General features: G+C 72.3%; 11 protein-coding genes. 3 read left to right on the top strand and 8 right to left on the bottom strand.

The window, feature by feature from the left end; translation table 11 throughout:
* Positions 1-161: 161 nt before the first annotated feature.
* The gene (gene recQ / locus MQP27_RS50080; protein ID WP_242779122.1) at positions 162-2171 is read left to right on the top strand and encodes a DNA helicase RecQ; all 2010 of its coding nucleotides are present in this window, start codon (positions 162-164) and stop codon (positions 2169-2171) included.
* 94 nt (positions 2172-2265) lie between these two features.
* Here the strand turns inward: recQ and MQP27_RS50075 are convergent, their stop codons facing one another.
* The 8 genes from MQP27_RS50075 to fahA form a co-directional block, all read right to left on the bottom strand.
* Positions 2266-5382: a fumarate reductase/succinate dehydrogenase flavoprotein subunit gene (locus tag MQP27_RS50075; protein WP_242779119.1), complete on the bottom strand. Its 3117-nt coding sequence runs from the start codon at positions 5380-5382 to the stop codon at positions 2266-2268.
* A gap of 29 nt (positions 5383-5411) precedes the next feature.
* A complete protein-coding gene (locus MQP27_RS50070) occupies positions 5412-6248 on the bottom strand; it encodes an ABC transporter ATP-binding protein (RefSeq protein WP_242779116.1) in 837 nt (278 codons plus the stop codon).
* Positions 6232-7158 (bottom strand): ABC transporter permease, encoded by a 927-nt coding sequence (locus MQP27_RS50065; RefSeq protein ID WP_242779113.1) that lies wholly within the window; start codon positions 7156-7158, stop codon positions 6232-6234. The genes MQP27_RS50070 and MQP27_RS50065 overlap by 17 nt, the downstream gene beginning before the upstream one ends.
* Positions 7155-8528: an ABC transporter substrate-binding protein gene (locus MQP27_RS50060; RefSeq protein ID WP_242779110.1), complete on the bottom strand. Its 1374-nt coding sequence runs from the start codon at positions 8526-8528 to the stop codon at positions 7155-7157. The genes MQP27_RS50065 and MQP27_RS50060 overlap by 4 nt, the downstream gene beginning before the upstream one ends.
* 16 nt (positions 8529-8544) lie before the next feature.
* Positions 8545-8772, bottom strand: coding sequence for a 4Fe-4S dicluster domain-containing protein (locus MQP27_RS50055; RefSeq protein ID WP_030180763.1), 228 nt, complete (start codon positions 8770-8772; stop codon positions 8545-8547).
* A 52-nt stretch (positions 8773-8824) separates the two neighbouring features.
* On the bottom strand, positions 8825-9613 hold the full coding sequence (locus tag MQP27_RS50050; protein ID WP_242779108.1) for a GntR family transcriptional regulator: 789 nt from the start codon (positions 9611-9613) through the stop codon (positions 8825-8827).
* A gap of 383 nt (positions 9614-9996) precedes the next feature.
* Positions 9997-10938 carry a M56 family metallopeptidase gene (locus MQP27_RS50045; protein ID WP_242779106.1) on the bottom strand — a complete coding sequence of 314 codons (942 nt, stop codon included), beginning with the start codon at positions 10936-10938 and terminating at the stop codon, positions 9997-9999.
* A 203-nt stretch (positions 10939-11141) separates the two neighbouring features.
* Positions 11142-12353 (bottom strand): fumarylacetoacetase, encoded by a 1212-nt coding sequence (gene fahA, locus MQP27_RS50040; protein WP_242779104.1) that lies wholly within the window; start codon positions 12351-12353, stop codon positions 11142-11144.
* A gap of 213 nt (positions 12354-12566) precedes the next feature.
* On the opposite strand from fahA, the gene MQP27_RS50035 reads away from it, so the two are divergent.
* Complete coding sequence (locus tag MQP27_RS50035; protein WP_242779102.1) at positions 12567-13814, top strand: carboxylate--amine ligase; 1248 nt, start codon at positions 12567-12569, stop codon at positions 13812-13814.
* Between the two features lie 65 nt (positions 13815-13879).
* Positions 13880-15082, top strand: a complete 1203-nt coding sequence (locus tag MQP27_RS50030) for an FAD-dependent oxidoreductase (RefSeq protein WP_242779100.1) — start codon at positions 13880-13882, stop codon at positions 15080-15082.
* Positions 15083-15207: the final 125 nt, after the last annotated feature.

Here is a 15207-nt window from a genome sequence, read left to right as displayed (position 1 = left end):
CGGGCCATTGGGCTGAGCACCGAGCGTGACCGGGATCGCCGATGGCATGACCGGCTCCGCCCTCGACGGAGCCTGTGGATAACTCCGACGGTGTCAGTCACGGCCCCTATCGTGGAGGCAGTGGTCGAGGGACGACGTACGGGGGACGAGCGATGTACGGGATGGGCGGGACGGTTGTGACGACCGAGGCAGAAAGGCCTGCGGCACACGGCGAGAGCGAGGCACTGGCCACGCTCCACCGCGTCTTCGGGTACGACAGCTTCCGCGGCGAACAGGCGGACGTCATCGAGCATGTGGTGGCCGGCGGCGACGCCGTGGTCCTCATGCCGACCGGTGGCGGCAAGTCGCTGTGCTACCAGATCCCGTCCCTGGTCAGACCCGGTACGGGCATCGTGGTCTCCCCGCTCATCGCGCTGATGCAGGACCAGGTGGACGCGCTGCGGGCGCTCGGCGTGCGCGCCGGGTTCATGAACTCCACGCAGGACTTCGACGAGCGCCGGGTGGTCGAGGCCGAGTTCCTGGCCGGTGAGCTGGACCTGCTGTACCTGGCGCCCGAGCGGCTCCGCCTGGACTCCACCCTGGACCTCCTCTCCCGCGGCAAGATCGCCCTCTTCGCGATCGACGAGGCGCACTGCGTCTCCCAGTGGGGCCACGACTTCCGCCCGGACTACCTGACCCTCTCCCTCCTGGGCGATCGCTGGCCTGACGTCCCGCGGATCGCGCTCACCGCGACGGCCACGCACGCGACCCACCAGGAGATCACCCAGCGGCTGCACATGCCGACGGCCCGGCACTTCGTGGCGAGCTTCGACCGGCCCAACATCCAGTACCGGATCGTGCCCAAGGCCGACCCGAAGAAGCAGCTGCTGGCCTTCCTGCGCGAGGAGCACGCGGGCGACGCGGGCATCGTGTACTGCCTGTCCCGCAAGTCCGTGGAGTCGACGGCGGAGTTCCTGTCGCGCAACGGCATCGAGGCGGTGCCGTACCACGCGGGCCTGGACGCGGGCACCCGCGCTGCCCACCAGTCCCGCTTCCTGCGCGAGGACGGCCTGGTCGTGGTCGCGACCATCGCCTTCGGCATGGGCATCGACAAGCCGGACGTCCGCTTCGTCGCCCACCTCGACCTGCCCAAGTCGGTCGAGGGCTACTACCAGGAGACGGGCCGCGCGGGCCGCGACGGACTGCCCTCCACGGCCTGGATGGCCTACGGCCTCAACGACGTCATACAGCAGCGCAAGCTGATCCAGTCCGGCGAGGGCGACGAGGCGTTCCGCCGCCGCGCCTCCGCCCACCTGGACTCGATGCTGGCGCTGTGCGAGACCGCCCAGTGCCGCCGGGGCCAGCTCCTCGCCTACTTCGGCCAGGACCCGGACCCGATGGGCTGCGGCAACTGCGACACCTGCATGGTGCCGCCGGAGACCTGGGACGGCACGGTCGCGGCACAGAAGGTGCTGTCGACGGTGGTACGGCTCCAGCGCGAGCGGGGTCAGAAGTTCGGCGCCGTGCAGATCGTCGACATCCTGCTCGGCAAGCGCACGGCGAAGGTCATCCAGTTCGACCACGACCAGCTGTCCGTGTTCGGCATCGGCCAGGAGCTCGAAGAGGGCGAATGGCGGGGCGTCGTACGGCAGTTGCTGGCGCAGGGGCTGCTCGCGGTCGAGGGGGACTACGGCACGCTGGTGCTGACCGAGGCCAGCGGATCGGTGCTGCGGCGCGAGCGGGAGGTGCCGCTGCGCAAGGAGCCGAAGAAGCCGGTGACCTCGCGAGCGGCGTCCGGGTCGGGCTCGACCAGGGGCGAGCGCAAGGCGAAGGCAGCGGCGGCGGAGCTGCCGGAGGCACTGCAGCCGGCCTTCGAGGCCCTGCGCGCCTGGCGCGCCGAACAGGCCAGGGAACAGGGCGTCCCGGCGTACGTCATCTTCCACGACGCCACACTCCGCGAGATCGCCACGGTCTGGCCGACGTCGGTACGGCAGCTCGGCGGCATCAGCGGCGTGGGCGAGAAGAAGCTGGCGACGTACGGGGAGGGCGTGATCGGTGTCCTGGCGTCACTGGGCGATGCACCTGGGACGACAGCGCCCACACCCGGTCCCACTGCGGAGGCTGCCGGCCACGGCCCGGACGACGACTGGCCGGAGACGGATGCGGAGCCGGAGCCGGAGGACTGGGTGTAGGGGAGGCCGCCTGGAGGTGGGGCGGGAGCTGGGCGCCTGGATATAGGCGGCGGGTCGGCGCCTCTCCGGAGCCGGCCCGCGGTGGGGGTGACCGTCACATAGCGCGTGCCGCGTATGCCCTGACGTCCGCGTCCGAGTCCGCCGTGGCCGTGGCGAGGGCCGCGCGGGCGTCCTCGGTGTGGTTGTGCCGGGTCAGGGCGAGGACGGCGGCCTTGCGGACGTCCGCGTTCGGGTCGGCCAGGGCCTTGGCGAGGGCGGGGACGGCCACCTCCGGCTCGGCGGCGGACAACGCGGTCGCGGCGCCCGACCTGACCTGCCAGGCCTGGGCGGACAGGGCGGCGACGGCGCGGGCGGCGAGCGGCGCCGGGCAGCCGGTGGTGCCGAACGCGGCGTAGGCGGCGGCCTGGACGAGCGGGTCGGGGTCCTCGGCGAGGTGGGTGAGGGCGGCGAGGACCGTGCCGGAGCCGGTGGTTGGCGCGGAGGGGGTGGGGGCGGCGTAGGGATCAGAGCTTGCGAGAGCACCCGGAGGGCCGGCCTGAGCGGCGGCACCGCTCACCTGGACGTCCTCCGATTCGCTCGGATCGCCCGCACCGTCCGCATCACCCGTCCGGCTCGCGACGGCACCCGCATCCTCCGCGGACCCCTCCCCTCCCGTACTCCCCGCCCAAACCGTCGCCAACGCCTTCGCAATGGTCACCCGGACCTCGCGGGACGGGTCGGTGGTGGCCGCGTGGGCCAGTTCCACGGCGGCGTCGACCGAGACCAGGGCGCGGACGGCCTCGATGCGGACCGGGATGTCCGAGTCGGTCAGGGCTTCGGCGAACAGCGTCGCGTCACCCAGGCGCAGGGCGCGAAGGACGTCGAGGGAGGCGGCACGGACCACCGGGTCGGGCTCGGTCAGCGCGGCGGCGAGGCGGTCGCGGAGGGCGGGTTCCGGCGGGAGCGTCTCGACGAGCTCGCGGAGGGAGGCGGCGGCCGCGGCACGCACCTCGGCGGCGGTGTCGCGAAGCGCCTCGGCAAGGGCGGGCCCCGTGCCCGGCGGCAGCGTTTCCGTGAGGACGGCGACGGCCTCACGGCGGACGGCGGACGAGGGGTCGGTCAAGTAGGGGAGGAGGGCGTCGAGTTCGGGTTCGTCCTCGGCGAGGGCGACGAGTTCGAGGAGACGGGAGGAGGACTGTCCGGCGCGGGAGGCGGGCGGGTCGGCAACAGCCATGGTCTCGGGGAAACCAGCTCCCTCGGAGGTACCAATCCCGTCGGCGGCAGCACTTCCGTCAGCGGTACCGATTCCGTCAGCGGTACCGATTCCGTCGGCGGCAGCACTTCCGTCGGCGGTACCGGTTCCGTCGGCGGTATCCGTCCCGTCGGAAGAACCCGTCGCCCCGGTCACCCCGCCCGCCACCGGCGCCACGTCCCGTGGCCCCGCCGTGGCGACGTCCTCGGCGTGGATCTCGCCGAGGGAGCGGGACGGGCCGCCCACCGGCGTGAACTCGTCGATGGGCACGAGATAGGGAGCCACGGGACGGGCCGTGAACTCCATCGCACCGGAGGGGGACTTGTGCAGGTCGAGGTGGTGGAACCAGGAGGTGTCGTCGCGGTGGGGGTGGTCGAGACGGTCGTGGTAGAGGCCCCAGCGGGACTCCGTGCGGGCCAGCGACGCGCGCGCCGCCATCTCCGCGCAGTCGCGGATGAAGGAGACCTCGGCGCAGCGCATCAGCTCGTGCGCGGTCCGCGCGCCCATCTCCGCGATGTCGGCGCGCATCCGCTCGAAGGCCTCCAGGGCCAGCGACAGCCGGGCCCCCGACTTCGGCGGCGCCACGTAGTCGTTCACGAAACGGCGCAGCTTGTACTCGACCTGGGTCTGCGGCGGACCGTCCGGATGGCGCAGCGGACGGTAGATCAGCTCGTGCGCGTCCCGGACCTGATCCGCGGGCAACTCGCCCTCGTACGGCGTGTACTGGGCAGCGTCCGCCCCGGCGAGGTCGCCGAAGACGAACGCGCCGATCATGTAGTTGTGCGGCACGCAGGCCAGGTCCCCGGCGGCGTACAGCCGGGGGACGGTCGTACGGGCGTGGTCGTCGACCCGTACACCCGAGGCCGAATGACCGCCGCACAGGCCGATCTCGGAGATGTGCATCTCGACGTCGTGGGTGCGGTAGTCGTGGCCCCGGCCGGAGTGGAACGTGCCGCGCGTCGGGCGTTCCGTCGAGTGCAGGATCGACTCCAGTGCCGAGACCGACTCCTCCGGCAGATGGCTCAGCTTCAGGTACACCGGCCCCCGGTCGCTCGCCACCTCCGCCGCGAACTCGGCCATCATCTGGCCGGACCAGTAGTCGGAGTCGACGAAGCGTTCGCCGTGCCGGTTGACCTGGTAGCCGCCGAAGGGGTTGGCGACGTAGGCGCAGGCGGGGCCGTTGTAGTCCTTGATCAGCGGGTTGATCTGGAAGCACTCGATGCCGGTGAGCTCGGCGCCCGCGTGGTAGGCCATGGCGTAACCGTCACCGGCGTTCGTGGGGTTCTCGTAGGTGCCGTACAGGTATCCGGAGGCCGGCAGCCCCAGTCGGCCGCACGCACCCGTCGCCAGGATCACCGCGCCCGCGCGCACCGTCACGAACGCGCCCGTGCGCGTGTTGAAGCCGACCGCCCCCACGGCCCGCCCCTCGGCCGTCAGCACGCGCACCGGCATCACCCGGTTCTCGATGCGGATCCTCTCCCGCATCTCGCGCCGCCGCAGCTGCCGGTACAGGACCTTCTTGACGTCCTTGCCCTCCGGCATCGGCAGCACGTACGAACCCGACCGGTGCACCTGGCGGACGGCGTACTCGCCGTGCTCGTCCTTCTCGAACTTCACGCCGTACGACTCCAGTCGCTGCACCATGCCGAAGCCGCGGGTGGCGGTCTGGCGGACGGTGGACTGGTCGACGATGCCGTCGTTGGCGCGGGTGATCTCGGCGACGTAGTCGTCGGGCTCGGCGCGGCCGGGGACGACCGCGTTGTTGACGCCGTCCATGCCCATGGCGAGCGCGCCGGAGTGGCGGACGTGGGCCTTCTCCAGCAGGAGCACGTCGGCGCCGTGCTCGGCGGCGGTCAGCGCGGCCATGGTGCCGGCGGTGCCGCCACCGACCACGAGGACGTCGCAGCGGATCTCCTCGGCGTCGGAGAGGGCCGGGATCTCCAGAGGGGTGTTCGCGGAGGGGTTCGCGGGGGTGGTCACCGAGGTGCCTTTCGGTTCCGGGGCGCCGGTCAGGTGCCGAGCGAGGAGAGGACGTCACGCCGCAGCGCCACGCGCGCGGGGTCGTCGTGCGCCGTACGGTCGCGTGGCCGCGGCACATCTCGTACGGCGGTCAGCCGGCCGTTGCCGAGCAGGGCCACGCGGTCGCCGAGGAAGAGGGCCTCGTCCACGTCGTGGGTGACGAAGACGACGGTCGCGCCCGTGCCGCCGAGCACCTCGACCAGGAGGTCCTGCATGCCGGCGCGGGTCTGGGCGTCGAGGGCGCCGAAGGGTTCGTCCATGAGGACGGCGCGGGGCGCTGCCGCGAGCGCACGGGCCAGCTGGGCGCGCTGGCGCTGCCCGCCGGAGACGCGGTGCGGCAACTGCCGGGCGTGGTCGGCGAGTCCGACGCGACCGAGCCAGGCGTCGGCCTGGGCCCGGCGTTCCGCGCGCGGCAACCCCTTGATGGCGAGCGGGAGTTCGACGTTGGCGCGCAGGGTGCGCCAGGGAAGCAGCGCGTCCTCCTGGAAGACCAGGGCGCGGTCGGCGGCCGGGCCGGTCAGCGGGCGGCCGTCCTGGGTGACCTCGCCCGAGAGCAGGGGGAGGAGGCCGGCCAGGGTGCGCAGCAGCGTCGACTTGCCGCAGCCGGACGAGCCGACGACGGTGAGGATCTCGCCGGGGGCGACGTCCAGGTCGACGCCGGTGACGACGGGAGCGCCTGGGCGGCCGAGCGTGGCGCCGCGGAGGGCGAGGCGGGTGCCGCGAGCCGGGGCCGTGACTCCGGCGCCGGTCACCGGAGTCCCCGTACCGGTCGCGAACGTCTCCGGGGTGTCACCCGTCGCCCGGGTCGTCTCAGACGAGGTGCTCATCGCGGGCCTCCCCGGGCTCGGTGTCCTTCGACGTGAGGGCGCTGCCGGCTCCGGTGGGGACGCCGGCCTGAGTCCGCCTCCCGGTCCCCGCCACGGCCACGGCCGCCGCCCGCGGCATTCGCCCACCGGGCACGTACGACGTACGCGGCAGCCAACGCGTCAGCCACTGGCCCAGCAGCTCCACGGCCGTGGAGGTGAGCCAGCCGAGCACGCCGATCGTGACCATGCCGACGAAGACGCCCGCGTAGTTGACGACCGTGTAGTCCTGCCAGGTGCGGTAGCCGACGCCGTACTGGCCGGAGATCATCTCGGCGGAGATCACACAGATCCACGAGACGCCGATGCCGACCGACAGGCCCCCGAAGATGCCGGGCAGCGCGCCCGGCAGGACGACCGAGCCGAGGACGCGCCACCGGCCGCCGCCCATGGTGAGCACCGCCTCCTCCCACACCGGCGTCAGCGCGCGCACCGAGTGCCGGGTGGAGACCAGGACCGGGAAGAAGGCGGCGGTGCAGGTGATGAAGACGATGCCCTGCTCGTTGGAGGGGAAGAGGAGGATCGCCACGGGTACGAGCGCGATCGCCGGGATCGGGCGGACGACCTCCAGCACCGGCCCGAGCACGTCCTCGGCCGACCGCGAGCGCGCCACGAGCACGCCCGTCGCCACGCCCAGGACCGCGGCGAGGAGGAAGCCGGTGAGGATACGGGTGAGGCTGTCGGTGAGGTCCGTCCAGTAGTCGGGCCCGGACAGCCGGTCGCCGAAGGCACGGGCCACGTCGGCGACCGTGGGGAACTGCGAGAAGCGCAGCCACAGATCGACGTTCAGGCTGGTCAGCAGCTGCCACAGCCCGAGCGCGGCAGCCAGGGACGCCGCTCGCAACGCATACCGGGCCGCGGGCCGTCGGCTCACGACGCCCGCCCCAGTGCCTCCGCGTACGTGATGACCCGCGCGCCCCCGTGTCCGTCGACGTACGCCCGCGCGGTGGCCGGTGCCACGAAGGGGAGGAGTCGGTCGGCGTCCGCCACCCAGACCGCCTTGTCGGCGAACCACAGGGTGCCGGTTGTGGCGTCGGGGACGTAGGCCGCGCGGACCCCGTCCTTGTGCCGAGCCACGTAACTCAGCAGCTCGGCAGGCGACTTGAAGGCCACCGTCTTCTCCGACCCCTTCGGCCACACCTCGTTCGCCGAAGCCGAAGCCGAAGCCGATGCCGATGCCGATGCAGGGGGCGTCGCCGCGAGCCGCTGCGCGTAGTCCGCGCCGAGGGCCTTCTTCACGTACCGGTCGTCGACGAACGAGTCCACGTCGATGTCCCCCGTGAGCTTGGCGGTCTTCAGAATCGAGACGTCCTGCTTCAGCGCGGAGATCAGCCGCGGCTGCAGCGCGGGGTCGAAGGTCGAGATGCCGTGGGCGCCGTTGTAGAGGTAGACGACCTCGGCCGGCAGCCCCGTGGCCTCGGCGACCGACTCGGCGGCGGCGACCGGGTGGGCGTCGAGATAGTCGGTGGCCTCCGACTGGGCCTTGAGGAAGGCCTCCAGGACCGCGGGCCGCTGCTCGGCGAAGTCCTCGCGGGCGGTGACGCCGTGGAAGGTGGGGAGGTTCAGCTCGGCACCGTCGTACAGGGCCTTCGCCTTGCCCTGGAAGGCGAGCAGTCCGGGCCAGGCGACGAACTGCGAGAGTGCGTCCGCGCTGCCCGCCGACAGGGCCGAAGCACCCACGGCGGGCTGCTGGTTGAGTTTCTCGATGCCCTTGTCGGGGTCGATGCCGGCCCGCTGCAGGGCTCGTACGAGCGTGCCGTCGGCGGCCGAACCGACGCTGGTGGAGACCTTCTTGCCCTTGAGGTCGGCGAGCGAGGACAGTTTCGAGTCCGGGGAGGTGACGATCGTGTTGAGACCGCCGCGGAGGTTGTAGCCGGTGACCGAGACCAGGCGGGTCGGCTTGCCAAGCTGTTTGCCGCGGGCCGCGCTGATGAGGAGCGGGAAGTCGCCCATCGAGCCGATGTCGATCTTCCCGGCGGTCATCTGCGCGGTGATCGGGGCGCCGGTGGCGTAGTCCTGCCAGTCGACCTTGTAGGTGTGGCCGTCGTGCAGGGCGTTCAGCTCCTTCTCGAAGCAGCCGAGGGAGCGCAGCAGGGTTCCTGCGGTGACCGTGTTGATGGTCTTGGACTGGTAGCCGACGGTGATGGTGACGTTCTTGCCGTCACCGGCCGCGGCGCTGCCGCCGCAGCCGGTTAGGGGGAGCAGGAGAAGCGCGGTGGAAGCCGCGAGTGCCGTGCGTTTCATGGGGGTTCGGGACCTCTCACCGGAGCAGATAGGGCATGTTGACGGTGACGGCTCCGGTGGGACAGCGGGCCGCGCACGGGCCGCAGTACCAGCACTCGTCGACGTGCATGTAGGCCTTGCCGGTGCTGTCGTCGATGGCCAGGGAGTCCAGTGGGCACATGTCCACGCAGAGCGTGCAGCCGTCGATGCACTTCGACTCGTCGATGGTCACGGGCACGTCGGCCCGCTGGGGTGCCAAGGGCATGGCTGTCTCCGGGAAACGGGTCGGAAAGAGGTCGGAACGGGTCGGAAAGAGGTCAGAGGGAGCGGTGCAGCAGGCCGCTCATGGTGATGCGGTCGCCGCGGAAGCGGATGAACTCCAGGTCGACCGGGCGGCCGTCGGCGAGGTGGGTGAGCCGTTCCAGCATGAGGACGGCCGCGCCGCGCGGGGCCTCCAGCACGGCGGCGGAGTGGGCGTCCGCGTTGACCGCCTCCAGGGTGATCTCGGCGTGGCCGAGTCGCTGCCCGGTGATGGACTCCAGGAGGCGGAAGACGTCGGTGTTCTCCAGGTCGGCGCCGAGCAGGGCGGTACCGATGTCGAGCGGGATGTAGGTGAGGTCGAGGGAGAGGGGGAGGCCGTTCAGGCGGCGCAGGCGTTCGATGTAGAGGACGTCGGTGCCGGCGGGGACGCGGAGGCGTTCGGCGACCGGGGCCGGCGCGGGGGCGGGGCCCATGGTGCGGACCTCGTTGGTGACCGTGCCGTGCTCGCGGAGGGTTTCCGCGAGGCCCATCAGCCGGTCGAGCCCGTGCGGGTACTTCCGGGCGACGACCACGGTCCCGACCCCCGGCAGCCGGTCGACCAGGCCCTCGGCCCTGAGCAGGTCGAGCGCCTGGCGGACGGTGTTGCGGCTGGCGCGGTAGTCGGCGGCGAGGACGGTCTCGTGGGGGAGCGCGCCGTCCGGGAAACCGCCGGCGAGGACCTGGTGCCGGAGCAGATCGGCGAGCTGCCGCGCCTGGTCGGCCCGCAGCCGGCGCCGCGCACGGTGGGCGGCGACGGTGGTCGCGCCCTGTCCGGCGTGGTCTCGGATGCGGTCGCTGGGTGGCATGTCTCGAACCATAGCGAGCCGGTAGGGAATGAAGTGTTGCGGCGATGTTGCGCCACCACGGGCTCCGCCGGTTGAGCCGCTGACCTGCGGGTTCGGTGTCCGACAGGGAAGATCTGCCACCACTGCCACGGCTGCCGAAAGGACGCCCGGCACCGACCGCACCTCGCGCCGATCGCGCCCAGCGCCGATCGCGCCCAGCGCCGATCGCGCCCAGCGCCGACCGCACTCCGCGTCGACCGCGCCCAGCGCCGACCGCACTCCGCGTCGACCGCGCCCAGCGCCGACCGCACTCCGCGTCGACCGCACCCAGCGCCGACCGCACTCCGCGTCGACCGCGCTCCGCGCGGACGCACACCGCGTCGACCGCCCCCCGCGCCGAGTCGCTACGACAGTGCCGTCAGCCCCGGCGCGAACGTGATCAGCAGCGGTAGCAGCGGCACCAGCGCCGCCACCGTCGTCGTCAGCGCCCGGCGCCGCCGCCCGAGCCGCGGCTGCGGCTGCAGCAGCCGGTCGACGCGCTCGCCGAGCAGCCGGTGGCTGGAGGAGCAGGACAGCACCCCGCGGTGCTGGTTCAGCTCGATCAGCGCCAGCGCGGTGGTCAGATGCCCGCACCGCCGCGACGCCGTGTCGTCCGCCGCCAGCTCCACCAGACGGTGCGTCTGGTCGCGGAAGTGCGCGAACAACGGCACCCGGGGAAAGCCCGTGGCCAGCGCGCTCGACAGATGCAGCAGCCAGTCGTGGTGCGCCCGCGCGTGGTCCCGCTCATGGGTGAGTACGGCGTCCAGCTGGTGGTCGGTCAGCCGGTGCAGCGCCCCGGTCGTGACGACCAGCTGCGGCGGGTGCCCCGGCATCCACCAGGCGTCCGGATACTCGTCCTCCAGCACCAGCAGCGGCCCGCGCGCCGCCTCTTCGAGACCCCCGGGCAGCTCCGGAGCGCGCTCGCGCAGATGCGCCCGGGCCACCCCGCGCCGCCGCCGCGCCTCGACCAGCTCACGGGCCAGCATCGCCGTCGTCCAGGCGGCACCGGCCGCCAGCAGCAGGGTGAGGGCGGCCGCCCAGACCGGCGCGACGGACAGGTCGTACGCGGCGGCGACGGCCGGGGGCGCCGGCGCGAACACATGGTCGCGGACGGTGTGGAAGACGGCGGTCGCGCCCAGCACGAGCGCCGTCAGACAGCACATCAGCACGGTGGCGACCAGGCACTGCCACACCCACAGCGCCACCACCGGCTCCCGCTCGGGCCAGGCCGCCCGCACCAGGGCACGCGGAACCGGCACTGCGGCCGTCAGCGCGACGACGCTCAGCAGGAGCAGACAGACGGTCATGCCACGGGCTCCGGATCCTGATCGGAGGAGAGGGCGAGGGCGGGGCGGCCGCCCCGGGGCCCGTCCGGCGGATCAGCCCCGGCGCACGAGTCGCCCGCCGCCAGTATGACGGCGAAGCGGTCAGGAGTCAGGAACCGAAGCGGCCCCACTACGTCCCGTACAGCGACCGTCACACCCGCGACATCCCGCACGGAATCAGGGCCTCACCCGGCCACGATCCGCCCCACCACCTCCCCCAGCCCGACCCGGACCCCACCCGGCCCGGGCGCCCACGCCGACAGCGTCACCACGTCCCCGTCCTCCAAGAACGTCCGCTTGCCGTCCGGAAGTTCCAGCGGATCGCGCCCGTTCCAGGTCAGCTCCAGCAGCGACCCGCGCTGCCCCGCCTCGGGCCCGCTCACCGTGCCCGAGCCGTACAGGTCGCCGGTCCGCAGGGAGGCCCCGTTCACCGTCATGTGGGCCAACTGCTGGGCGGCCGTCCAGTACATGGTGGAGAACGGCGGCTCGGAGACGACGTGACCGTTGATCGCGACCGAGATGCGCAGGTCGTAGCCGCCCGGCTCGGCGTCGGGGCCGGCGTCGTCCAGATACGGCAGCAACGCGTGCGTGCGCCGCGGCGGCGCCACGCGCGCGTGCTCCAGCGCGTCCAGCGGCGTGATCCACGCCGACACCGACGTGGCGAAGGACTTCCCGAGGAACGGCCCGAGGGGGACGTACTCCCAGGCCTGTACGTCGCGCGCGGACCAGTCGTTGAGGAGGCACAGCCCGAAGACGTGCTCGCGGAACTCCCCGAGCCCCACGGGCGTTCCCATTGCGGACGGCACACCCACCACGAAGCCGACCTCGGCCTCGATGTCCAGGCGGACCGAGGGCCCGAAGACCGGCGCCGGGTCGGTCGGGGCCTTGCGCTGCCCGGACGGACGTACGACATCGGTCCCCGACACCACGACCGTCCCCGACCGGCCGTGGTAACCGATCGGCAGATGCTTCCAGTTGGGCGTCAGCGAGTCCGCGGCGTCGGGCCGGAAGATCTGGCCGACGTTCCTGGCGTGGTTCTCGGAGGCGTAGAAGTCGACGTAGTCGGCGACCTCGAAGGGGAGGTGCAGGGTCACGGCGGACAGGGGATGGAAGAACCCGGCGATCTCCTCCTGACGTACCGTCATCCACGCCGTCAGCGCGCGCCGCACGTCCGACCAGGCGGTGCGGCCCGCCGCGAGCAGCGGGTTCAGCGAAGGCCGCGCGAGCAGGGAGGCGTACGGCGAGTCGAGCGCCAGGGCCGCCGCGCCCGCGTCGAGGACGTGGTCGCCGAGCCGGACGCCGACCGTCCGCTCCGCCGAACCCACGCGCGAGAACACGCCGTAGGGAAGGTTGTGCGGACCGAAGGGATCGCCCTCGGAAACGTCGAAGGGGGGCATGGGGTGCTGCCTCACTCTCGTGTGTTCCTGCTGGTCGTGCCACACGTTACGGCCGAGTCGGCGGTCCTGGGCAGTGTCTAAAGAGTTTGCAATGTCCGAATTGGGCTTGTCGGACTGGGCAATTCCGGCTTAGCGTCCTTTGGGGGACACGGACGGGGTGGGTCCGGTCCGTAGGGGGGACGCGTGGGGGGACCCGTGGCCAGGAGCAGCAGTGTGCCTTTCCGGGCCGACCGTGAGGTGCCCGGCCTGATCGTCAAGTTCGGCGACTACCCGCTGCACCACGGAGGGGTCGGGGCGATACGCAGCCTGGGCCGTCTCGGCGTGCCCATGTACGCGATAACCGAGGACCCCTACACACCGGCCGCCTCCTCCCGCTATCTGAAGAAGGCCTTCGTCTGGCCGACCACCGGCACGGAGGACCCCGACCACCTGGTGGAGGGCCTGCTGCGCGTCGGGCGCCGCATCGGCCGCCCCGCCGTCCTCGTCCCCACCGACGAGGAGGCCGCCGTCCTGATCGCCGAGCACCAGGACGTGCTCGCCGGCCGCTTCCTGTTCCCGCGCGTCGACCCCGCCCTGCCCCGCCGCCTGGCCAGCAAGCAGGGCCTGCACGAACTGTGCGTGGAACACGGCATCCCGAGCCCGACGGCCGCCTTCCCGCAGTCGTACGACGACATCGCGGTCTTCGCCGAGAAGGCCCGCTTCCCGGTCGTCGCGAAGAACCGCGAGGCGTTCCTGCGCCGCAAACAGCCCGCGGTGAACGGCACGACCAGGATCGCCACCCGTGAGGGCCTGCTCGACCTGGCCCGCGACTGGGGCGAGCACCCCGGCGTGATCCTCCAGGAGTACCTGCCGAGGGAGGACGCCGAGGACTGGATCGTGCACGCCTACTTCGACCAGGACTCGACCCCGCTCGCGATGTTCACCGGCGTGAAGGTGCGCTCCTGGCCGCCGCACGCCGGAATGACCGCGAACGCGTACGTCGTCGACAATCCGGAACTCGCCGACCTCGCCGCGCGTTTCATCAAGCAGATCGGCTTCACCGGAATCATCGACCTCGACCTGCGCTTCGACCGGCGCGACGGACAGTACAAGCTCCTCGACTTCAACCCGCGCATGGGCGCCCAGTTCCGCCTCTTCGAGAACGAGTCGGCGGTGGACGTCGTACGCGCGATGCATCTGGACCTGACCGGTCGCTCCGTCCCGGAGGGGGAACAGCGGGCCGGCCACCGGTACATCGTGGAGAACATCGACCTGCCCGCCCTGCTCGCCTACCGCCGCAGCGGCTATACGACGCCGCACGCACCGGCGCGCGCGAGCGGGACGGAGCTGGCCTGGCTCGCGGGTGACGACCCGCTGCCGTTCCTCACGATGCTCGCGCGCTTCGTGCGGCCGGGCGCGAAGCACCTGTATCAGCTGTGGCGCACCAACCGCCGCGGCAGCACCACCGGTTCGGGGGGCTGAGCCAGCAAGTACAGCCTCGCGCACCGGACACGAAGTGACGAAGTGACGTCCTGGGGAGGGACTTCGTGATCCAACCGGTTGCAGTCATCGGCGCCGGGCCCTTCGGCCTGTCGACCGCCGCGCATCTCCGAGCCCGCGGCATACCCGTCCGCGTCTTCGGCGAGCCCATGGTCAGCTGGCGCGACCACATGCCCGCCGGCATGCTCCTGAAGTCGACCCCGGTCGCCTCCAACCTGGACGCGCCGCAGCAGGGCCACAACCTCGTCGACTACTGCGACGCCGCCGGCATCAAGCGGCTGGTGACCGACGAGGACATCATCCCGATCGAGACCTTCATCGCCTACGGCGAGTGGTTCCAGCAGAAGCTGGTGCCCGAACTGGAGCGGGTGCGGGTCGTGTCGGTCGACCGGAACAAGGCGGGCGGCTTCGAACTGAAGCTGGACTCGGGGGAGTTGTTCACCGCCCGCGCGGTCGTCGTCGCCACCGGCCTGTCCGGCCTGGCCCACCTGCCCGCCGAACTCGCCACGGCCGCGGCGGACGGACCCACCCCCACGGGCCCGGTCTCCCACAGCTCCCAGCACCACGACCTCACGCGCTACTCCGGCAAGGACCTGATCGTGGTCGGCGCCGGCCAGTCCGCGCTGGAGACGGCCGTGCTGGCGGCGGAGGCGGGCGCCCAGGTGCGAGTGGTCTCCCGCGGCCGAGGCAGGGTCGCCTTCGGCGCACCGCCCTGGAAGCAGCCGAGGCTGCGCCCCGAGTCGCCCTTCGGCCGCGCCTGGTCCCTGTGGGCGCTGAGCTACTACCCGCACCAGTACCGCCGTCTGCCCGCCGAGGCCCGCCACTACCTCGTCCGCCGCGTCCTCGGCCCGCTCGGCGCCTGGTGGCTGCGCGACCGCTTCGAGGGCAAGGTGCAGGTCAGCGAGGTCGAGCGGATCGTCCGCACGGACGCGGACGGCGGCAGCCCGACGCTCACGGTCCGCACCCACGCCGGCCGCACGGAGAACCTCTCCGCGGACCACGTCATCGCCGCCACCGGCTACCGCGTCGACATAGCCGCGATGGACTTCCTCGGCCACGAACTGCGCACCCGCCTCGCCGTGAGCCGCGGCACGCCCAAGCTCGGCGCCGGTTACGTCTCCTCGGTCCCGGGCCTGTACTTCACCGGCCTGCCGTCCGCGTCCTCGTACGGGCCGGTGATGCGGTTCGTGTGCGGCACGGAGTTCGCCTCACCGCGGCTGGCCAAGCACCTGGCGGCGGCCCACGCCTGACGACGAGCGGCGGGTGGCCCACCGGCCGCCCACCGCCCCGAAGAGCAGACGCGGATACGGGAGTTGACTGAGATACGCAGGTGAACAAGGCGGTCGGCCGGTTCGCGATGAGTCGGTGGGGCGTC

Origin of the sequence: Streptomyces cylindrosporus, from assembly GCF_022698165.1 — a bacterium.
Lineage (GTDB): Bacteria > Actinomycetota > Actinomycetes > Streptomycetales > Streptomycetaceae > Streptomyces > Streptomyces cylindrosporus.
This window is presented reverse-complemented; position numbering and strand designations above follow the sequence as displayed.

Bases quoted from the DNA above. Each gene is read 5' to 3' on its own strand.
- recQ (WP_242779122.1), top strand. From the start codon at position 162: ATGGGCGGGACGGTTGTGACGACCGAGGCAGAAAGGCCTGCGGCACAC.
- MQP27_RS50070 (WP_242779116.1), bottom strand. From the start codon at position 6,248: ATGAGCACCTCGTCTGAGACGACCCGGGCGACGGGTGACACCCCGGAG.
- MQP27_RS50060 (WP_242779110.1), bottom strand. From the start codon at position 8,528: ATGAAACGCACGGCACTCGCGGCTTCCACCGCGCTTCTCCTGCTCCCC.
- MQP27_RS50055 (WP_030180763.1), bottom strand. From the start codon at position 8,772: ATGCCCTTGGCACCCCAGCGGGCCGACGTGCCCGTGACCATCGACGAG.
- MQP27_RS50050 (WP_242779108.1), bottom strand. From the start codon at position 9,613: ATGCCACCCAGCGACCGCATCCGAGACCACGCCGGACAGGGCGCGACC.
- MQP27_RS50045 (WP_242779106.1), bottom strand. From the start codon at position 10,938: ATGACCGTCTGTCTGCTCCTGCTGAGCGTCGTCGCGCTGACGGCCGCA.
- fahA (WP_242779104.1), bottom strand. From the start codon at position 12,353: ATGCCCCCCTTCGACGTTTCCGAGGGCGATCCCTTCGGTCCGCACAAC.